This is a genomic window from Pseudomonas sp. NPDC089428 (assembly GCF_044749325.1).
In the GTDB taxonomy this organism is placed as follows: domain Bacteria; phylum Pseudomonadota; class Gammaproteobacteria; order Pseudomonadales; family Pseudomonadaceae; genus Aquipseudomonas.
Genome location: NZ_JBIVHT010000006.1, coordinates 1 through 22,315 on the forward strand (window position 1 = coordinate 1; position 22,315 = coordinate 22,315).

Consider the following 22,315-nt stretch of genomic DNA (forward strand, 5'->3'; position numbering starts at 1 on the left):
GGGCATGTATGCACGGAGATGAGCCATTCCATACAGCCAAGCTTTTCAGCTCTGAACACCTCAGAAAAGCTTGACCGCCAACAGAGTATCTACATTTGTTGCAACGTGGCCATGCCTGTCAGGCCATGGTTGCCTGCCTTGGTTGCAAGGCTCAAGACATGCGCCAAGGCTGACAACCATGGCGTCACAGGTTCGGCACGTTGCAACAAATGTAGGAGCGGATTTATCCGCGATGCGCCGCGCGGGCGGCGCTCGATCTCACAGGCGCTGAACCTGTCATGGCGAGCACCTTCAAGCCATGACACCGCTCTCCCGCCATAAAATCTGCTCAGTTCACACGTCCTCCGTCAACCTCATATGCCGCGCATACCAAGGCCTGCGTGGCGTACGCCGCAGCAGGTCGTCAACCTCCCGCTCGCCACTGAAGGCAATGCGCAACGCCAGCTTCATCGCCTCCACTTCCATCTCCCCAGCCCCGCCCCCGGCATCGGAAATCCCCCCACAACCATGGGTCATCGGCCCGAGCCAAGGGTCGCCAACCTGCACCCAGCGCCCCGGCGCAAACCACGACACGCCATTGACCTCGCGCCGCTGCACCTCACCCGGATGGGCCCGCTCATGGGCCCGGTACCAGTCCTCGATACGGTCGTCGATCCAGCCATGGAAGCGCCAGAACACCGGGTTGACGTGTGACGAGAACGGGTCGCCGAGGAAGTCGTTCTCCTCACGGAACCAGCGCGCCGCATAGTCCGTCTGGTTGCGATCGCCCATCACCGGCGCGCCGTTGGAAGGGTCGCGGGTGACGGTGGCCCAGCGCATGTGCAGCCAGTCGTGGATGTTCAGTTCCACCTCCGACCCGAACTGCCCCAGGGTCAGGCGGCTGAGGTAGTCCGGGTCCTGGTACTGCGATTCCCAGACCTGGAAATTGCTGAAAAACGTTTCGGCCGCCTTGATGCCATGCAACCACTGGCTCAGCTCCTCGTCATTGGCCGCGACCCAGGCCGGTGGCACCGAGTTGCCGTCATGGTTTTCCTGATAACGGATGAACCCCTGGCGGTCGTACTCCAGCTGCGGTGACGGCAGCGGCAGTTGCGTCCAGTTCGGCAGGTCAGGCTGCAGACCGCGGGCGTGCCCCAGCATGTGCCGGTGCATGAAAAAGAAGTCCTCGCCGGAGCCATTGAGGTGCTTGCGCCGCCCGCGTGCGCCGCGTTCTGCGTCACGCGGGCCGGGTTGCCAGCCAGCGCCGCGCAGGGCGTCGCGCTTGTCTTCGGCCAGGCGGTGCCACTTGTCCCGGGTGGCATGCCACACCTGGTGGAACAGGCGGTGTTCGGGCGAGTTCAGCCAGGCCATCAGCGCCGGCGCCAGCGGCGTGACCTGGCGCGCCTCAGGGAAGGCGCGCTTGCTGGCGACGAAGTGGTTGTCCGGCTCAGGGCTCAGCAGTGGCCGGTCGCTGCGGCGGATTCGCCCGGTCAGGGTGCCGGCGCCAGCGTTGCCCCAGGATGCCCAGACTTCATCGAGGGTCGCCTCCAGTTCATGGCTGGGCGCTGACGCCCCAGCCGGCACCAGGCGCCAGCGGACCTTGCCAGCATCGGCGGCGACCAGTTCGCCGAGCACCCGGTAACGGGGCTGGTCACTGCCGCGCAGGCGTTCAGCCACGTCGATGAAACCACGCAGCGAGCGGCCACTCGGGCCGACATCCAGCAGCATCTGCACGTCCTGCAGGGGCAGGCCATCCAGGCCAGCCTCGGCACCACTGAAGCGCAGGTCCCAGATGCCGCGCAGTTTGTCGCCAATGCGCACACCCGCAGCGGTAGCGGCATCGACCGTGGCCTCGCCGGGGGTCTCTACTTCATCTTTGCCGAGCTTCTCGTCGTGGTCGCGCGGCTGGCGCGCATACCACGCTGCCGAACCCGCCGCCCCGGCTACCGCCAGCCCCACCATGAACCCACGCCTGGAAAACCTCATCGCCACATCCGTATCCGTGTCAGCCACGCCTATCGAGCTAGAACGAGACGCCGCGCGGCAAATTTACCGGCAGCACGCCGCTAAATTTCCCGCTGCCGCTCTCGTCCCTCCGTGACAGGCAAGCCCCGTGATCGCGGCTGCCGCAACCGCATAGACCCTGCAACCAACGGGATGGCAATGAACACGACACGCTTGCGCAAGGCCCCTTACCTCGCTGCCCTGGCGCTGATCCTCGCGCTTGCGGGCGCCGCGGCCTGGTACTTCTTCATCTACCTGCCCGCCGGCTACCCGCGCGAAGTGATGAAACACGCAGAAGAACTGCAAGAGCGCATCATCTCCTTCGACAGCCACATCACCGTGCCGCTGAACTTCGGCACCGAAGGCAAGGAGGCCGACAAGGATGGCAACGGCCAGTTCGACCTGGTCAAGGCCGGCCGCGGGCGCCTCTCGGGGGCTGCACTGACGATCTTCGGCTGGCCGGAAATCTGGAACGGCGCCAACGCGCCCCATCGCCCGACCGCCGCCTTCGTCGATGAAGCGCGCCAGCAGCAGGAGATGCGCTACAAGATCCTCACCGGCATGGTCCGCGACTACCCCAACCAGGTCGCCATCGCCTACACCCCCGCCGACTTCCGACGCCTGCACGGCGAGGGCAAGTTCGCGATCTTCCTCAGCATGCTCAATGCCTACCCGCTGGGGCACGACCTCGATGCCCTGGACACCTGGGCCGCGCGCGGCATGCGCATGTTCGGCTTCAGCTACGTGGGCAACAACGCCTGGGCCGACTCCTCGCGCCCGCTGCCGTTCCTCAACGACACCCCCGACGCCCTCGGCGGCCTGTCGCCACTGGGTGAACAGGCCGTGGGCCGGCTCAACGACCTGGGCGTGATCATCGATGTCTCGCAGATGTCCACCCTGGCCCTGGAAGACGTCGCTCGCCTGAGCCGCGCGCCGATGGTCGCCTCCCACTCGGCGCCGCGTGCGCTGGTGGATATTCCGCGCAACCTCAGCGACCACGAGCTGCAAGCGATCAAGCGCAGCGGCGGTGTGGTGCAGGTGGTGGGCTTCCCGGCCTACCTCAAACCGCTGAGCCAGGGCACCCTGGACAAGCTCAACGCCCTGCGCAAGCGTTTCGACCTGCAGCCACTGAACGGTCTGGCCAACGCCCTGATGCCAGGTGACGCGATCATCTCCATCTGGCCCGAGCAGAAGTTCGGCGAGTACGCCAGCGCGCTCTACGCCATCCTCGACGAAGAGCCCCGCGCCACGGTCAAGGACATGGTCGACGCCATCGACTACACCGTGCGCAAAATCGGCATCGACCATGTCGGCATCGCCTCCGACTTCAACGACGGTGGCGGCGTCACCGGCTGGATGAACGTCGGCGAGTCGCGCAATGTCACTGCCGAACTGATCCAGCGCGGTTACTCCGACGCCGACATCGCCAAGCTGTGGGGCGGCAACTTCCTGCGCGTATGGGAACAGGTGCAACGCCTGGCCAAGCCCGGTGCCAGCACACAAGCGGAGCGCGGCTGATGAACGACCGTCGCAGTTTTCTCAAGCAGGCCGGACTGTTCGCCGCCGCCCTGCCCTTGACCGGCAGTTTTACTACCAACGCACTGGCCGCCCCCCTTGTGGCAAAACCCGGCCAGGACAAGTGGCAGGCCCTGCGCCAGCAGTTCGACCTGGACCCGGCCTACCTGCACTTCTGCAATTTCCTGCTCGCCTCCCACCCCCGTGTGGTCCGCGAGGCCATCGCCCGCTTCCGCGCGCGGCTGGACCAGAACCCGGGCGAAATGGTCGACTGGGACCGCGAGGAACTCTGGGGCTATGAAAACGAGGTGCGCGCATGGGCCGGCCGCTACTTCGGCGTACAGCCGAGCCAGGTGGCCCTGACCGGTAGCACCACCGAAGGCTTGTCGATGATCTACGGCGGCCTGCAGGTGGCGCCGGGCAAGGAAATCCTGGTCAGCGCCCACGAGCATTATTCCACCAACACCCGCCTGGCCTACCGCGAACGGCTGATGGGCACCCAGGTGCGCCGGGTGGCGCTGTTCAAGGACCCGCAACTGGTCTCGGTGGACGAAATGCTCGGCAATATCCGCCAGGCCATCCGCCCGGAAACCCGTGTGCTCGGCATGACCTGGGTGCAGTCTGGCAGCGGCGTCAAACTGCCGATCCGCGAAGTCGGCGAACTGGTGAAAACGCTAAACCAGGGGCGTGACGAGCAGGACCAGATCATCTACGTGGTCGACGGCGTGCACGGCTTCGGCATCGAGGACGTGGCCTTCGCCGACTTCAACTGCGACTACTTCATCGCCGGCACCCACAAGTGGCTGTTCGGCCCACGCGGCACTGGCGTGATCATCGCCCGCGAAGCAAAGCCCCAGCCGTACCTGGTGCCCAGCCTGCCGACCTTCACCAAGGGCGAGAACTTCGGCACCTTGATGACCCCCGGTGGCTACCACGCCTTCGACCATCGCCTAGCCCTGGGCAAGGCCTTCGAACTGCACCTTCAGCTGGGCAAGGCCGATGTCCAGGCCCGCGTGCACCAGCTCAACGACTACCTCAAGCAGCGCCTCGGCGAGCACCGCAAGGTGCAGCTGGTGACGCCACGCAGCAGCCAGCTTTCCGCCGGGTTCACCTTCTTCCGCGTCGCGGGCCGCGATTGCGACGCCGTTGCACGCCACCTGATGACCAACAAGGTGATCAGCGACGCCGTCGACCGTGATGTCGGCCCAGTGGTGCGCCTGGCCCCGAGCCTGCTCAACGACGAAGCCGAGATCGACCGGGTGATGGCCATCCTCGTCCCGCAACTCGCCTGACCTTTCGCCTTTCAAGAGATCCGCCATGCACATGTTGAAGCCCCTGGCCCTGGTGGCCGCCCTGTTCGCCGGCGCCCCGGCCTTTGCCAGCGATGCGCACGCACCCGGCAAGACGTTCAAGGACTGCAAGGACTGCCCGCAGATGGTCGTGCTGCCCGCCGGCAGTTTCACCATGGGCGTGCCTGACGACGAAGTCGGCCGCCAGCCGGACGAAGGCCCGATGCACACCGTGACCTTCGCCAGGCCCTTCGCCATCAGCCAGTTTCAGGTCCAGGCCAGACAGCTGCAGGCCTGGCAACGCGAAGCCAAGGTCACCCTCCCCGACGGCGACGACCGTCCAGGCCGCCGCTGCACCAATGGCAAGCCCAGCTATCCGCAAGGCCCCGACCAACCGGCGGTGTGCATCAGCTACGACGAGGTGAAGGCCTACGTCGCCTGGTTGTCGAAGAAGACCGGCAAGCATTACCGCATGCTCAGCGAAGCCGAGCGCGAATACGGCGCCCGCGCAGGCAGCAGCGGCCCGTTCCCGTTCCCCTTCGATGAAGGCAAGGAATACAGCATCGCCAAGCACGCCAACACCTATGGCGCCGCCGACGGCTTCAACTACACCTCGCCCGCCGGCAGCTTCCCGGCCAACGCGTTCGGCCTTTACGACATGCACGGCAATGTCTACGAATGGGTCGCCGACTGCCGGCACGACAACTACGTCGGCGCACCCGCCGATGGCAGTGCGTGGATGGAGGCAAGCTGCGAGTACAACCACATCCGCGGCAACGACTACAGCGAAGCCCCGGTGTTCTCCCGCTCCGGCAACCGCAACTACCGCGAACCCTATGTACGGGGCGACTGGCTGGGCTTCCGGGTAGCCCGCGAGCTCTGAGCGACACCCCTCTACGCGGTACCGACTTGCCCGGGCGCACGGCCCGGGCCAGCTAAATCACAGCCCCCCTCACACGTCTTTTCACTGGGCAACCAGCCCACACGGCGCTCGCACGCGCAGCGCCGAAACCGCATCCGCGTACCCACCAGGAATTCACCATGAACCGATCGACCCCTGGCGCTCTCCGCGAACTCCTCGGCCTGCTCAAGCCTTACCGACTGATCGTCGCCCTGGCCGTCGTGCTGGGGATCGTCGGCGGCCTGTGCATCACCTTGCTGCTCGCCAACATCAACAACCTGCTGCATGCCCCCGGCGCCATCACCTGGGGCGTGGTGCTGGCGTTCGGCGGTATCTGCCTGCTCGCCCTGTGCGCCTCCATCGCCTCGGATATCGGCACCAACTATGTCGGCCAGCATGTGATTGCCCGGCTGCGCCGCGACCTCGGCGAGAAGGTGCTCAGCGCCCCCATCGAACAGATCGAACGCTACCGCAGCCACCGCCTGATCCCGGTGCTGACCCATGACGTCGACACCATCAGCGACTTCGCCTTCGCCTTTGCACCGCTGGCCATTTCGCTATCGGTGACCCTGGGTTGCCTCGGCTACCTGGCCCAGCTGTCCTGGCCGATGTTCCTGATCACCGCCTGCGCCATCCTGATCGGCACGGCGGTGCAGTACATCGCGCGGGTGCGCGGTATCCGCGGTTTCCATGCGGCCCGCGAGGCCGAAGACGAAATGCAGCGGCATTACAGCGGTGTCGCGTCCGGTGCCAAGGAGCTACGCATCAGCCGCCCGCGCCGTCAGCGCATGTTCGACGAACGCATCAGCCGCACCGCCAACTTCATCCGCGACACCCACATCCGCTCGATCAACATCTTCGTGGTTGCCAAGAGCCTGGGCTCGATGCTGTTCTTCGTGGTCATCGGGCTGGTGCTGGCCCTGCAACAGGCCCAGCTGATCACCGACCCCAAGGTCACCAGCGGTTTCGTGCTGGTGTTGCTGTTCATGAAGGGGCCGCTGGAGCACCTGGTTTCGACCCTGCCCATCGTCAGCCGCGCGCAAATCGCCTTCCGCCGCATTGCCGAGCTGTCGACCCAGTTCTCGTCGCCCGAACCGCACCTGCTGCTCGACGCACCTGAAGTCCCCGACCGGCAGATTCGCAGCCTCGAACTGCGCAATGTGCGCTTCGCCTTCCCGCCGGTGGACGGTGCCGCGCCTTTTGCCCTGGGGCCGATCAACCTGCGCGTCGAACAGGGCGACATCCTGTTCATCGTCGGCGAGAACGGTTGCGGCAAGACCACCCTGATCAAGCTGCTGCTGGGCCTGTACGCCCCCCATGAAGGCGAGATCGTGCTGGACGGCCAGGCCGTCACCGCCAGCAACCGCGACGACTACCGCCAGCTGTTCACCACGGTGTTCGCCGACTACTACCTGTTCGATGACCTGCTGCAGGACGGCCAGGCCTTGCCCGAGGACGCCGGCAAGTACCTGCAGCGCCTGGAGATCGCCCACAAGGTGCAGATCCGCGATGGCGCCTTCACCACCACCGACCTGTCCACCGGGCAGCGCAAGCGCCTGGCACTGGTCAACGCCTGGCTGGAGAAACGCCCGGTGCTGGTGTTCGACGAATGGGCCGCCGACCAGGACCCGACCTTCCGGCGCATTTTCTATACCGAGCTGCTGCCGGAACTGAAGCGCCTGGGCAAGACCATCATCGTCATCAGCCACGACGACCGCTACTTCGACGTTGCCGATCACCTGCTGCGATTGCGCGACGGCAAGCGGGTGGAGGAAGAAATCACAGTATTTTCACATTGATTTTTCCGGTTCTGGGGCGCCGACACGTTACATAAATGCAAATAACTCTCATAAATAATCTATCTGCTAACACTGAGTATCCGCATGACCATTACCACGGTTTCGCCGCTCGCCCGGGCGGTTCGCAGGAAAACACTGGCCATTCTCCCTCCGTCGCTGCTGGCCTGTGCACTGGCAGCGTCCATGGCAGCGCAAGCCGAGCCGGTCGCGCTGGATATCCCGTCGCAGGGGCTGGTGGGGGCGCTCAATACCCTGGCCAAACAGGCCAATCTGCAGCTGCTGTATAGCCCGGACGCCGTGCACAACACCCCGGCGCCCGCGGTCAAGGGCAACATGGAACCTGAACAGGCCCTGCGCCTGCTGCTGCGCGACAGCGGCCTGACCTACCAGCTCGACGGCCACACCATCACCCTGAGCGGGCCTGCCGATGCGTCCGCCCTGAACCTGGCCCCGGTGAACATTTCCGGGCGCCAGTTCGATGCCACCACCGAGGACTCGGGGAGCTACACGTCCAACGCGGTGACCATCGGCAAAGGCACCCATCGCCTCAAGGACATCCCGCAGTCGGTCAGCGTGGTCACCCGCAAGGCGATGGACGACCAGCGCCTCGACACCCTCGACCAGGTGCTGGAAAAAACCACCGGCATCACCACCTACCAGAGCCCGTCCGGCGGCAAGTACATCTACTCGCGCGGCTTCGAAGTCGAGACCATCCAGTACGACGGCGTGCCGCTGGACCGCCGCTACTACGGCATCGGCAGCAGCTTCACTTCCGACACCCTGTTGTACGACCGCGTCGAGATCCTGCGCGGCGCCAACGGCCTGCTGCAAGGCAGCGGCAACCCCGGTGCGGCGATCAACCTGGTGCGCAAGCGCCCCAAGGCCGAGCCGTCCCTGTCCATCACCGCCAGCGCCGGCTCCTGGGACACCTATCGCCAGACCATCGACGCCAGCGGCCCGCTGACCGCCGACGGCCGGCTGCGCGGGCGCCTGGTCGCCGGCCATGAAGACCGCGACTACTTCTACGACACGGCAGAAAGCCGCAAGAACGTGCTGTACGGGATTCTCGAATACGACCTCAGCGACTCCACCACGGTCGCCGCCGGCGCCAGCGTCGAAGACCTGCACTCGACGCCCTACTTCGGCGGCCTGCCGCGCAACAAGGACGGCAGCGCAGTGAACGTCGGCCGCTCGACCTTCACCGGTGCCGACTGGAACAAGTGGAACAACAAGCAGACCACCTACTTCGCCGATATCACCCACGACTTCAACGAAGACTGGCGCCTGAAAGCCTCCGGCAGCTACATCCGCGAGACCAACGACATTTTCTACAGCTTCGGCCGTGGCGCCGTCGACCCGGCCACCGGTAACGGCATGCAGTCGCGTGCCTACCTGTACGACTTCGAGAACATCAACCAGGGCGCCGACATCAACCTCACCGGCAAATGGCGCGCCTTCGGCCTGGAGCACGAGGTGGTGGTGGGTGCCAACGCCAGCGACCTGCGCACCGACGACCTGCAGGGCGGCCTGCTCAATCTCGGCCCGATGAACATCTACGACCCAGTCTCGCCTCGCGAACCCACCCTGGATGAAATGCTCGGCACCACCTACGCCGGTGTTTCCAAGGCCAAGATTCGCCAGAATGGCGTGTACGGCGTGATGCGCTACAAGCTGATCGACCCGCTGACCCTGGTGCTCGGCGCACGGGTCAGCAACTACAAGTACGACTACGAGCTGACGCGCTTTACCACTGCATCGCCAGACCCGTCACATGCCAAGGAAACCGGTGAAGTCACGCCGTATGGCGGCCTGATCTACGCGCTGAACGATCAATGGTCGGCCTACGTCAGCTACGCCGACATCTTCAAGCCGCAGACCGAACTGACCGAAGACCTCGCCCCACTCAAGCCGATCGAGGGTTCCAACTATGAGATCGGCCTGAAGGGCGAACTGCTCGATGGCCGCGTCAACACCAGCTTCGCGGTGTTCCGCGTCGACCAGAAGAACCGCGCCCAGTACGACTTCAACTCGGTGTGCGGGCAGGACGGTGAAACCAACTGCTACGTGGCAGGCGGCAAGGTACGCGCCGAAGGCTTCGATGCAGAAATCAGCGGCGAAGTGCTGGCTGGCCTGCAGCTGTTCGCCGGCTACACCTACACCTCGACCAAGTTTCTCAACGACCCGGGTGATGGCAGCACGGCGTCCGGCGCTACCTTCAACAGCTACACGCCCCGCCACCTGCTGCGCTTCTGGGGTGACTACAACCTGCCTGGCGAGCTGAACCAGTGGACTGTCGGTGCCGGTGCCAGCATCCAGAGCAAGAACCACAACACCAACCAGGGTGGCACCAACGGCATCGACAAAATCGAGCAGGCCGGGTATGCCATCTGGAATGCCCGCGTGGCGTACCAGATCAACCAGAACTTCAGCGTTGCCCTCAACGGCAACAACCTGTTCGACAAGAAGTACTACTCGTCCATTGGCTGGTTGAACGCGAGCAACGTGTATGGCGAACCTCGTAACTACACGGTGACGCTTAAAGCCGATTTCTGAAGCTGATTGAGAAAGCCCGCTTCGGCGGGCTTTTTTGCGAGCGATGGAAATGTGGTTGGGTTGCGAGGTGTTTGCCTTGAGGGCTTCGGCGCCTGTGAGATCGAGCGCCGCCCGCGCGGCGCATCGCGGATAAATCCGCTCCTACATCTGTTTCGGGCCAGTTACTCCTGCGAGGTCTCCACTGTCCGCCTTGGTGCATGGCTCAAGACAGGCGGAGCTGCATCAGCGCCCGCCGAGATACATCGCCATTCCAACAAGGCGGTCCCTGTTGGCTTCACAGGAGTAACTGGCCCGAAACAAATGTAGGAGCGGATTTATCCGCGATGCGCCGCGCGGGCGGCGCTCGATCTCACAGGCGCCACACAACCCACGCCTGGCCTAAAGGGGTCAAGCCTCGAATGCGGCCTCATCGCGCTCAACACCAACGCCCAGCAATTGCCCGGCCACCGCCTCGATCAACTGCTCATCCTGCGGTAGATCGAAATGGCCACGGTTGACGTTGAAATGCCGCAGTGCCGTGCCGTAGTGCCCATCGAGACTCGACTGCGCCGCCACTTCGCGCCCCGCCGCCCACCAGCAGGTGGGTTTCACCCGAGTGCCAGGCAAACCCTTCATGGCCATCGCAACCCGATCCAGTTGCAGCGTGGTACGCACGAAGGCCACCCGCTCGGCAATAGCGAGGGCAGCCAGCACCGGCGCCGACAGGTTGCTTAGAACAGCTTCCATTGCCTCACCGAGCAGCAGTTGCGGGTCCTTTTCGGGTCCCTGCCACCCACTGCACAGAGCCCGGCTGGCGCCCTCATCCGCACCCAGCGCCAGAAGCAGGCTCAGCAAACGCTCATCCCAGGGCTGCTGCTGGTCGGCCTGCGGCAGATAGCTGTCCAGCAGCCCGACAAAGGCCACCACCTGCCCCTGCGCCTCCAGCTCACGCGCCACCTGCAACGCCAAGGCGCCACCCAGCGACCAGCCGAGCAGGTAATACGGCCCCTGTGGCTGCACGGCGCGGATGTAGTCGCAATAGTCGACGGCCATGGACTCGACATCCGCGTCGACCCAGGCTGCGTTGAACAGCATCCGGCACTGGATGCCGTGCACCGCCCAGTGCGGCTGCAAGCGCCTGGCCAATGGCAGGTAGTCGAACACCGAGCCGTGCACGCCATGCAGGCAGAACAGTGCCCTGGCGCCTTGCGCCGGGGTGTTCAGCAACAGCATCGGAGCCTGGCTGGCGGGGGTTTGCAGGCGCCCGACCAACTCGCCGATACGTGGCGTGGTCATCAGCTCGCGCAGGCTCAGGGTGAACCCGTCCAATGCAGCCACCCGCACCCGGCGCACCAGTTCCATGGCCAGCAGCGAGTTGCCGCCCAGCTCGAAGAAACTGTCATCGAGCCCGACTTCTTCCACGTCCAGCAGCTCGCCCCAGAGCGTTGCCAGGCTGATTTCCAGTGGTGTGACAGGCGCCCGGTAATGCTCGGAGCGGTCCAGCACGGGGGCTGGCAAGGCATGGCGGTCGAGCTTGCCGTTGGGGTTCAAGGGCATGGCCGGCAGCACCAGCAGGTGCGCGGGCACCATGTACTCCGGCAAGGCCTGGCGCAGGCGGGCAAGTACCTGGCTACGCAACGCGGTATCCCACGGCAACCCCGGCGCCAGCACCAGGTAAGCCACCAGGCGCGATCCGCGCCCTTCGCCCGCCACGGCGACCACCGCTTCACGCACTTCATCCATGCCCATCAGGCACGATTCCACCTCACCCAGTTCGATGCGGAAACCGCGCACCTTGACCTGATGATCCACCCGGCCCAGGTATTCGACCACGCCATCATGACGCAGGCGCACCAGGTCGCCGGTACGGTAAAGGCGGCCACCTGGCGGGCCGAACGGGTCGGCGACGAAGCGCTCGGCAGTCAGGCCTGGGCGCTGGTGGTAACCACGTGCCAGCCCTTCACCGCCGATGTAGAGTTCGCCGGGCACGCCTGCGGGCAACAGCTGCAGGTCGCTGCCCAGCACATAGGCCGAACGCGCGCCGACGGGCGTGCCCACCGGCATGTACTGCGCATCGAAACCGCTGCCCAGGTGCACCGCCCACAGCAACGGCGTGATCACGGTTTCGGTCGGGCCATAGCCATTGATGATGCGCGGTGTGCGCAGCACCTGCTGGATCTGCTCGAAGGTGGCCCGGCTGGTGCCTTCGCCGCCCACGGTGTAGGAACGGATGGGCAGATCTGCCCCCGCCTCGCCCAGATGCTCGGCCAGCTGCTGCAGGTAGCTCGGGGTGAAGCAGGTGATGGTGATGCCATGCTCGGCAATCTCGCGCGCGCTGCGCTCGACATCCCAGGCATCGTTGTCACGCAGCATCAGCAGCGAACCGGAAACCAGCGGTACCAGCCAGCGCTCGTGGGCACCATCGAAGTTGATCGAGGCGAACTGCAGCTCGCGGTCCTCGGGGGTCATGCCATAGCGCTCGGCAATAGCCAGGCAGTGCATGGCCAGTGGGCCGTGGGTGACCGCCACGCCCTTCGGCCGGCCGGTGGAACCGGAGGTGTAAATCAGATAGGCCAGGTTGCCCGCCGCTACCGGGTAATGGGCATCGTGCGCTGGGTAGCCTTGCAGTTCGGCGCCATCGGCGCTGACCGGCAACACCTCGACAGCGGCAGGCAGCGGCAGCTTGGCCAGCAGATGGGGCTGGGCCAGCACCAGGGCCACGCCGCTGTCCTCGATCATGTAGCTCAACCGCTCGCGTGGGTGGGTTGGGTCCAGTGGCACGTAGGCGCCGCCGGCCTTGAGCACGGCCAGTAACGACACCAGCATCTCGACCGAGCGCTCAAGCGCGATACCGACGCGTACTTCAGGCCCGACACCGGCTTCACGCAGACGAGCCGCCAGCCGGTTGGCCCACTGGTTGAGTTGCTGGTAATCGAGCTGCCTGCCCGCCACGACCAGGGCCGGGGCGTTGGGGCGCAGTTGAGCCTGTTGCTGTATCAGGCCATGTACGGTGCGCACTTCAGCTACCTGGTCCAGGCCAGGGTTCAGGTCCACTAGCTGCCAGTTACGCTCGTCCGTGCTCAGCATGCACAACTCGGCGATCGGTTTGCCAGGCTCGGTGCTCATGCGCCACAACAGGTTTTGCCAATGGGCGAACATCTTCTCGGCAGTAGCGCTGTCGAACAGGTCGGTGGCATAACTCAAGCTGGCACTGAGCTGACCGCCATGTTCCTGGGTGTCCAGCGCTAGGTCGAACTTGGCCCGCGAGGTCGGCGCTGGCAGCAAGGTCATCGACAGGCCGGCAAGCGCCGAGGCACCCAGGCCATCGTCCATCACCTGGTGGTTGAACATGACCTGAAACAGCGGGTTGTGGCTGAGGTCGCGATGCGCCACCAGGTTATCGACCAGCGCTTCGAAAGGCAGGTCCTGGTTGGCCTGGGCAGCAAGAAAGGTAGCGCGTGTGTGGTGCAGAAGCTGCGTGGTGCTCAGGGCATCTTCGAGCCGACCGCGCAACACCAGTGTGTTGACGAAGAAGCCCATCAGCGGTTCCACCTCCGGCCGGTTGCGCCCCGCCGACGGCATGCCCACGCAAACATCGTTCTGGCCGCTGTAACGGCGCAGCAGCAGCTGGAACGACGCCAGCAGCACCATCGGCAACGTGCAGCCATGGGCCTGTGCCAGGGCGACCAGGCGCTGGCGCAACGGCGCGCCCAGCGTGCCGGTCACTGCCTGGCCACGATGGCTGGGTACCGCTGGACGTGGCCTGTCGGTAGGCAGTTCCAGCACCGCCGGGGCATTGCTCAACTGCTCCGTCCAATAGGCCAGCTGCCGCGGCCCCTCGCCCGCCTCGAGCAGCTGGCGCTGCCAGGCGGCGAAGTCGGCGTACTGGATGGCCAGCGCCGGGAGGTTGGCCTCGCGGCCTTCGCAGGCGGCCTGATAAAGCTGGATCAGTTCGGCGATCATGACCTGCATCGACCAGCCATCGGAGACGATGTGGTGCTGGGTCATGACCAGTACCCGGTCCACTGCGCTGATTTCCAGCAGCAATACCCTCAGCAACGGGCCACGCTGCAGGTCGAAAGGCCTTACCACTTCGCGGCTCACCGCCTCGGCGACGGCCTGGTCATCAGCGCCTGGCAAGGCCACCTGCTCGATTGCCACCGGGCCCGCAGCGTGGATGCGCTGCAGAGGTTCACCTTCGGCAGCCTCGAAGGTGGTGCGCAGTGGCGCGTGCCGTGCCACCAGCGCATCGAAACTCTTCTGCAAAGCGGCAAGATCCAGTGTGCCTTCAAGGCGCAGCGCTGCCGGCATGTTGTAGGCGGCACTCTGTGGGTCCAGCTGCCAGAGGAACCACTGGCGCTGCTGGGCATGGGAAAGCCGTGGCAGGTCGCCTTCAGCCAGCGCCACGATGGGCAGGCGGCCCGGATCGATGCCCTTCTCCAGCAGGCGCTTGAACAGGGCCACGCGTTTGTCATGGCCCAGCCCGCTGATCCGCTGGACCAGCTCGTTGCCCTGTTGGGTCCCTTGCTTAAGCATCAGATGCCTCCAGTTCGTCGAGGGCGTCGAAAATCGCGTCGTAGTCTTCCTGCGCAGGGCTTGCGCTGCCTGAAATCAGGCTGGCCAAGGCACCGAGGTCGTCGGCGAGGTAAGCGTCCTGGATCGGCAATTCGACCGAGCATTCGGTCTTGATCCGGGAAACCAGGCGCACCAGCAGCAACGAATGGCCGCCCAGTTCGAAGAAGTTGTCGTTGAGGCCGACCTGCTCGACCTTGAGCACCTCCTGCCAGATGGCAGCCAGGCGATGCTCCAGTTCGCTCTGCGGCGCCAGGTATTCGCGCCGCGACTGCCCCAGCTCCGGCTTGGGCAGTGCCTTGCGGTCGAGCTTGCCGTTGGGCGACAGCGGCATGTGCTCGAGCAGCACCCATTGGCTCGGCACCATGTAGTCCGGCAGCACGGCGGCCAGGTGTGCCTTGATCGCCGCCAGGCTGTCGCCCTGCTCGGCTACCAGGTACGCCACCAGCTGACCTTCGGCGGCCACCACCACGGCTTCGCGTACGGCGTCCTGCTCCTGCAGGCGCGCTTCGATCTCGCCCAGCTCGATCCGCAGGCCGCGGATCTTCACCTGGTGGTCGATGCGCCCGGCGTACTCGATCACCCCGTCCTCGCGCTGGCGCGCCAGGTCGCCGGTGCGGTACAGCCGCTGGCCGGTACCGAACGGGCTGGTGACGAAACGCTCGGCAGTCAGCGACGGGCGACGGTGGTAACCGCGCGCCAGGCCGATGCCGCCCAGGTACAGCTCGCCAGTCACGCCGGGGCTGACCGGGTTCAGTTCACCGTCCAGCAGGTAGGTCTGCAGGTTGGCGATCGGCTGGCCGATCGGCACGGCGTCCTTGCTTTCCTCGACGCAGGTCCAGTGGGTGACGTCGATGGCCGCTTCGGTCGGGCCGTACAGGTTGTACAAGCCGCTTTGCGGCAGCAGCGCCAGGGTCTGGCGTTGCAACTCCACCGGCAGCGCTTCGCCGGAGCAGATGATCCGTTGCAGCGAGGTGCAGCGTGCGGCGTTTTCGTCACCGACGAAGGCCTGCAGCATCGACGGCACGAAGTGCAGCGTGCTGATCTGCTCACGGGTGATCAGCTCGGCCAGGCGCGCCGGGTCACGGTGGTCACCGGGCCGCGCCATGACCAGGCGCGCGCCTTCCATCAGTGGCCAGAAGAACTCCCATACCGACACGTCGAAGCTGAACGGTGTCTTCTGCAGCACGCTGTCATCGGCATTGAGCTGATACGCCTCCTGCATCCAAGCCAGGCGGTTGTGCAAGGCGACATGGCGGTTGCCAGCGCCTTTTGGCTTGCCGGTGGAACCGGAGGTGTAGATGACGTAGGCGAGGTTTTCCGGGTGCAGCAGCACGCCCGGGTTGTGCGCAGGCAGCGCGCTCCAGGCTTCAGTGCGATCCAGATCCAGCACTGCCAGCCCTGCAGGGATCGGCAGACCATCGCGCAAGTGCGACTGGGTCAGCAGCAAGGCGATGCCGCTGTCCTCGAACATGTAGGCCAGGCGGTCCTGCGGGTACTCCGGGTCCAGCGGCACATAGGCGCCACCGGCCTTGAGGATCGCCAGCAAGCCGACCACCATCTCCACCGACCGCTCGGCGGCGATGCCGACCAGCACGTCCGGGCCAACGCCCATGCCACGCAGGTGCTGCGCCAGGCGATTGGCCTCGGCATTGAGTTCGGCGTAGCTGAGCGTACGTTTGGCAAAGGTCAGCGCCGGCGCCTGCGGATGGCGGGCAACTTGCTGTTCGAACAGCTGATGCACATACGGCGTGCCGGGGTAGTCGCGCGCCGTGGCATTCCATTCCTTCACGATCCGCTCATGTGCCGCCGCATCAACCAGCCCGAAGCTGCCCAGCAGGGCGTGGGGTGCGCTGGCGAAGCCTTGCAGCAGATGGCGCAGCTCGGCCGCAATCTGCTGCACCTGCTGCTGGCCGAAGACCTGGCACTGGTAGGCGAAGGTCAGTTGCATCTGTTCGCGCGCTTCGGCAATAAGGGTCAGTGGGTAGCCGCTGTACTCCTGATAATCCAGGCCGGACAAGCGCAACCCGGCACTGCTGTCCGACAGGCTCTGGGCCAGCGGATAGTTCTCGAACACCAGCAGGCTGTCGAACAGCGCTTCGCCGTTGCGCCCCGCCGCAGCCTGGATGGCATACAGCGGCAGGTATTCATACTCGCGCAGGCGCAGGTTGAGCGCCTGAACCTCACGCACCCAGTCGGCGACCGCCATCTGCCCTTGCGGCTCGGCGGCCACCGGCAAGGTATTGATGAACAGGCCCAGTTGCTGCTCGATGCCCGGCAGTTCCGCCGGGCGCCCGGAGACGGTGGCACCGAAGCAGGGCCGACGCTGACCGGTACGACGCTGCAACAGCAGCGCCCAGGCGGCCTGCAGCACGCTGTTGAGGGTGACTTGCTGGGTCTGCGCAAAGTGCTTCAGGGCCTGGCTCAGTGTATCGCCCAGTTCCAGCACCACCGCGCCCTGCCCGGACTGAGCGGTGTCGCGGGTGGCGCCGAGTAGCGACGGCCCGTCCAGGCTCAGCAGTTGGGCTTTCCAGAACGCATCGGCGCCCGCGCGATCCTGCTGCTGCAACCAGCCGAGGTAGTCGCTGCGGCTGGCCTGCGCCAGCGCGGCAGGCTGCCCCGAATAGGCCTGCATGACGGCAGCGAACAGCAGCGAATTGCTCCAGCCATCCATGAGAATGTGATGGCTGGTATAGATCAGGTGATGGCGCTGCGGCCCGGTGCGTACCAGTACCAGGCGCAGCAGCGGCGCCAGGCCAAGGTCGAAGGCACGTGCCTGCTCGGCCTGCGCCAGCGCCTCGAGGCGCGCGTCGATATCGGCCTCGCCGGCCCAGTCGAAGCGTTCGACCGGCAGCTGGACATGGCGCAATACCACCTGGCGTGGCGCTTCAAGGCCCTGCTCCCAGACAAACCCGGCGCGCAGTGATTCATGCTGGTCCAACGCCAGCTGCCAGGCCTGGATGAAGCGGTCTGGGTCGAGGTCGTCAAGGTCCAGGCGCAGGCGGTTGACGTAGCTGCTGACCTGACCGTCGTACAGGCTGTGGAACAGCATGCCTTCCTGCATCGGTGCCAGTGGGTAGATGTTCTCGACCTGGCGCAGGTCGACCGGCAGAGCGTCCAGCTGTGCCTGGGTCAGGCCCGCCAGCGGGAAGTCAGCCGGGGTGGCACCGCCGGCCTGGCTGTCGAGGCAGTGCTCGACCAGCGCGGCCAGTTCGCTGGCGTAGTCGTCGGCCAGGCGGGCGATCACCGGCTCGTCGAACATCGCCTGGCTGAAGGTGAAGCCCAGCTCCAGTTCGCCGCCCAGTACCTGGCCGTTGACGCTCAGCCAGTTGCCCAGTGGCGCATCGGCCGCCTGGGTGGCGCCAACGCTTTCCATGGCGGGTGCGAACAGCCGGTCTTCGCCGAAGCCCTGGTCGAACTGGCCGAGGTAGTTGAAGGTCACCCGCGCGGCCGGCAAGGCTTGCAACGCCGCCTGCTGTGCCGGGCTGCCAAGGTAGCGCAGCACACCGTGGCCGATACCGCGCCCGGGCACGCCACGCAACTGCTCCTTGATGGCCTTGAGCGAGCCGGCCAGGTCGTCGGTCGGGGTCAGTGCCACCGGGAACAGGCTGGTGAACCAACCCAAGGTGCGGCTCAGGTCCACGCCGTCGAACAGATCTTCGCGGCCATGGCCCTCCAGTTGCACCAGCGCACTGTCCTGCCCGGTCCAGCGGCACAGCACCCGTGCCAGTGCCGTGAGCAGCAGGTCGTTGACCTGCGTGCGATAGGCTGCCGGCGCCTGCTGCAGCAGGCTCTGCGTGGTGTCTGCAGGCAGCCGGCAGCGCACGGTACGAGCGTGGCGCACTTGCAGCCCGGCGTCGCGGCGTGCCGCCGGCAGGTCGCCGGTGTGGCCGGCGAGGGTGGCTTGCCAGTAAGCCAGCTCTGCATCGCGGGCAGGCGCCTGGGCCCAGCCCATCAGGTGCTCGGCCCAAGCCTTGAATGCCGTGCCCTTATCCGCCAGCGCTGGCGTGCGCCCGGCCAGCAGGGCAACGCAGGCCTGCTCCAGGTCCTCCAGCAGCACGCGCCAGGACACACCGTCGACCACCAGGTGGTGAATCACCAACAGCAGGCGCTGCCCACCTTCAGCCAGGTCAAACAACACGGCGCGCAGCAGCGGCCCTTGAGCAAGATCGAGGCTGACCTGCGCCGCGTCGGCAATGGCCTGCAGTTGCGCGGCATCAGCCACCGGGCGATGCCACAGCAGTCCGCCTGGCACGCCAGCCCGATGCTCGGCACGCCAGCTGCCGTCCCGCTTCTCGAAGGCCAGGCGCAACGCATCATGCTGGTTGACCAGCAGCGCCAGGGCCTGCTCGACGATGCTCGCCGTCAACGCCTGGCGCGGTTGCAGCATGACCGCCTGGTTGTAATGCCCTGGCTGGTTCAGGGCCAGTTCGAAGAAGCGTGCCTGTACCGGCAGCAGCGGCATGCTGCCGCTGACTTGCGCAACAGCAGCGGGCTTGGCCACTGCACCGGTCAGCTTGGCAACCTGGGCCAGCTGGGCGATGGTCTGCTTCTCGAACAACTGGCGCGGGCTCAGCTTGATGCCCTGGCGCTTGGCCCGGGCGATGATCTGCAGGCTGAGAATGGAGTCACCACCGAGCTCGAAGAAGTTGTCCTCAACGCCTATGTCTTCACGCTTGAGCACCGCTTGCCAGATGCCCAGCAGTTGCTCTTCCAGCGGTGTACTGGCGGCGACATGGCGCTTGAGCTGTACCTGCGGCGGCGGCAATGCGCGGCGGTCCAGCTTGCCGTTGGCGGTCAGCGGCAGGCGCTCCAGCAACAGCAGATGGGCCGGTACCAGGTAGTCCGGCAGCAGCGCCTGCAGCTGCTCGCGCAGGGCCTCGACGCTCAGCGCGGGGTTGCCTGGCACGCACCAGCCGACCAGTTGCAACTGCGCCGGGTCATCCCCTTGCGGCACCGCCAGCACCACGGCGTCATGCACCCCGGCCAGGCCACGCAGCACGCGGCCAACTTCCCCCGGCTCGACACGATAACCACGGATCTTCACCTGGTCGTCGGCACGCCCGACGAAGTGCAGCAAGCCTGCCTTGTCGCGATGCACGCGGTCACCGCTGCGGTACAGGCGCGTGCCCGGCGCACCGAATGGGTCGGGCACGAAACGTTCGGCGGTCAGTGCCGCCTGGCCGAGATAGCCTTGCGCCAGGCTGTCGCCGCCAATGTAGAGTTCGCCCGCGACACGCGCTGGCAACACGTTGAGCACATCGTCCAGCACCCGCACACTGGCACCCGGAAGCGCCGTGCCCAAGGGTATCGCCTGCGGCGCTTCACCTTGCAGTTCGTGGGTCAGCACGCCAACCGTGGTTTCGCTGGGGCCGTAGTGGTTGATGAAGCGGCAGCCGGGCTTGAGCTCGCGAACTTTCTGGTACAGCGCGGGCGAACACGCCTCACCGCCGACGATCAAGGCATGCTCTGGCAGCACGTCTGCCGCGTTGGCTGCCTGCAGCAGGCCGTTGAGGTGGCTGGGGACGATCTTCAGCACGCCGATACGCTGTTCGGCCATGTAGGCGGCGAAGGCATCGGCATCGAAGCCCAGCGCCTCCGGCAGCACATGCAGGGTGCGCCCCGAGCACAGGGCGCCGAACAGTACCGTGTAGCCAAGGTCGGCGGCGATGGTGGAGACCAGCGCCATGCTCGCGTCCGCCGCCAGGTCCAGACGTTGCAGCAGGCCGTCGACATAGCTGGCCAACGCACCATGGCTGACCACCACCCCCTTCGGTTGGCCGGTGGAGCCGGAGGTGTGGATCACGTAGGCCGGTGCATCCGCCAGTAGCGCGGCATGTGGCGCATTATCCGGCAGCGCGGCCCAGCGCGCCGGTGCGTAAGGTTGTACCTGGCAAGCTGAAGAGGCCAATGCCTGCTGGCGGGTCTCGGCAGACTCGCACAGCAACACCGTCGCACCACTGCGCTGCAGCATCCCTTGCAGGCGCTCGGTCGGTGCCTTGCTGTCCAGCGGCATGTAGACGCCACCCGCCTTGAGAATACCCAACAGGCACACCAGCCAGTCCAGCGAGCGCTCCATCAGCACCGCGACCGGCGCACCCGCGGTGACGCCCAGGCCGCGCAGGTGATGGGCCAGGCGATTGGCCTGGCGATCCAGTTCGGCATGGCTGAGCCGTTGCCCTGCACAAGATGCCGCCATGCCATCGGGCTGGCGGCGCACCTGCTGGTCCCAGCGCTGCAGGACCAAGGCCGGTTGCGCACGGTGGCTGACAACCTTTGTGGCAGGCACCTTGACCAGGCTGTGCAGCGGCGCATCTGGCGCAGCCAACAGTGTCTCGAACAGATCACGCAACGCAGCGATGAACCCTTCGATGGTGGAGCGCTGGTAAAGGTCGCTGGCGTAGGTCATTTCACCGTGCACCAGGCTGCCGTCGTCGGTGATGTCCAGGGCGAGGTCGAAGTGGGTACCTTCCTTGCGCAGCGGATACTCGCTGACCGCCAGCCCCGGCAATTGCAGCGCGGTCTGCTTCTGCACGCCGACGTTCTGGTTGAACTTGGCCTGGAACAGCGGGTTGTGGCCAAGGCTGCGCTCTGGCGCGAGCACTTCCACCAGTTGCTCGAACGGCAGCTCCTGATTGGCCTGGGCGGCGAAGGTCGCCTCGCGCACCCGCACCAGCAGTTCACCCAGCGACAGGCGCTCGTCGACCACGCAGCGCAGCACCTGGGTGTTGACGAAGAAACCGATCAGGCCTTCCACCTCTTCGCGGCCGCGGTTGGCGTTGGGCACACCGATGCGGATGTCGCGCTGGCCGGAATGGCGCGAGAGGAACAGCGCGTAGCCGGTCAGCATCAGCATGAACAGGGTCACGCCCTGGGCCCGGGCGGTATCGCGCAGGCGCTGCGACAGCGGCTCGCCGAAGTCGAACTTCAGGGTCTCACCCTGCAGGCTCTGCACAGGCGGGCGCGGGAAATCAGCCGCCACTTCGAGCAGGTGATGTTCTTCACCCAGCTGCTCGCGCCAGTGCTGCAACTGCCGCTCGCCCTCACCGGCTTCCAGCCAGCGGCGCTGCCACACGGCGTAGTCGGCATACTGCAGCGGCAACGCTGGCAGGCTCTGGGCACCGGCCTGGTAGCACTGCACGAACTCGCGGACCATCACGTCCATCGACCAGCCATCGGAAACGATGTGGTGCATGCACACCACCAGCACGTGTTGATCCTGGCCCAGGCGGAACAGGCTGGCGCGCAGCAGCGGGCCATTGAGCAGGTCGAACGGGCGGGCGACCTCGGCTTCCACGAGGCGCGCCAGCTCGGCCTCATCAGCCGCCCCAAGCTCGACATGCCGCAGCGCCAGGGGTTCGGCTGCCAGCACCCGTTGCAGCGGCTGTTCGCCGTCGACCTGGAACACCGTACGCAGCGCTTCATGGCGCTCGATCAGGGCGTCGAAGGCGCCCTGCAAACGGCCTTCGTCGAGCTGGCCGTGCAGGCGCAGGCCGGCGGCCATGTTGTAGGCCGCGCTCTGCGGGTCGAGCTGCCAGAGGAACAGCAGGCGCTGCTGGGCGTAAGACAACGGAATGGCCTCGAGGCCATGGCGGCTGACCGGGATCGGCAGCAGGCCGAAGTCCTTGCCATCCTGGCGCAGCTTGGCGAGGAACTGACGGCGTTGTTCGAGCGGCAACCCGATGAACTTCTCGGCGATACGCAGCGTAGTGTTGCGGGTCATG

Annotated in this window: 8 protein-coding genes; 5 read left to right on the forward strand and 3 right to left on the reverse strand. The window is 65.8% G+C overall.

Annotation, left to right across the window (positions count from 1 at the left end; translation table 11 throughout):
* Positions 1-333: 333 nt before the first annotated feature.
* Entirely contained in the window at positions 334-1,965 is a 1,632-nt protein-coding gene (locus ACIPZ5_RS13245) for a twin-arginine translocation signal domain-containing protein (protein ID WP_400809063.1), read from the reverse strand.
* Positions 1,966-2,142: 177 nt separating this feature from the next.
* On the opposite strand from ACIPZ5_RS13245, the gene pvdM reads away from it, so the two are divergent.
* The 5 genes from pvdM (at position 2,143) to ACIPZ5_RS13270 (ending at position 10,040) form a co-directional block, all read left to right on the forward strand.
* Positions 2,143-3,501, forward strand: coding sequence for a pyoverdine-tailoring dipeptidase-like protein PvdM (pvdM, locus tag ACIPZ5_RS13250; protein WP_343596207.1), 1,359 nt, complete (start codon positions 2,143-2,145; stop codon positions 3,499-3,501).
* Entirely contained in the window at positions 3,501-4,790 is a 1,290-nt protein-coding gene (gene pvdN, locus ACIPZ5_RS13255; protein WP_400809065.1) for a pyoverdine-tailoring periplasmic protein PvdN, read from the forward strand. Before pvdM ends, pvdN begins: the two co-directional genes overlap by 1 nt.
* A gap of 25 nt (positions 4,791-4,815) precedes the next feature.
* Positions 4,816-5,670: a formylglycine-generating enzyme family protein gene (locus tag ACIPZ5_RS13260; RefSeq protein WP_400809068.1), complete on the forward strand. Its 855-nt coding sequence runs from the start codon at positions 4,816-4,818 to the stop codon at positions 5,668-5,670.
* A gap of 158 nt (positions 5,671-5,828) precedes the next feature.
* The gene (locus tag ACIPZ5_RS13265; protein WP_400809070.1) at positions 5,829-7,487 is read left to right on the forward strand and encodes a cyclic peptide export ABC transporter; all 1,659 of its coding nucleotides are present in this window, start codon (positions 5,829-5,831) and stop codon (positions 7,485-7,487) included.
* Between the two features lie 84 nt (positions 7,488-7,571).
* Positions 7,572-10,040, forward strand: a complete 2,469-nt coding sequence (locus ACIPZ5_RS13270) for a TonB-dependent siderophore receptor (RefSeq protein ID WP_400809073.1) — start codon at positions 7,572-7,574, stop codon at positions 10,038-10,040.
* 387 nt (positions 10,041-10,427) lie between these two features.
* On the opposite strand, the gene ACIPZ5_RS13275 is transcribed toward ACIPZ5_RS13270, so the two are convergent.
* Both ACIPZ5_RS13275 and ACIPZ5_RS13280 read right to left on the reverse strand, forming a co-directional pair.
* Positions 10,428-14,555 carry an amino acid adenylation domain-containing protein gene (locus tag ACIPZ5_RS13275; protein WP_400809075.1) on the reverse strand — a complete coding sequence of 1,376 codons (4,128 nt, stop codon included), beginning with the start codon at positions 14,553-14,555 and terminating at the stop codon, positions 10,428-10,430.
* The gene (locus tag ACIPZ5_RS13280) at positions 14,548-22,314 is read right to left on the reverse strand and encodes an amino acid adenylation domain-containing protein (RefSeq protein WP_400809077.1); all 7,767 of its coding nucleotides are present in this window, start codon (positions 22,312-22,314) and stop codon (positions 14,548-14,550) included. The genes ACIPZ5_RS13275 and ACIPZ5_RS13280 overlap by 8 nt, the downstream gene beginning before the upstream one ends.
* Between the last annotated feature and the right edge of the window lies 1 nt (position 22,315).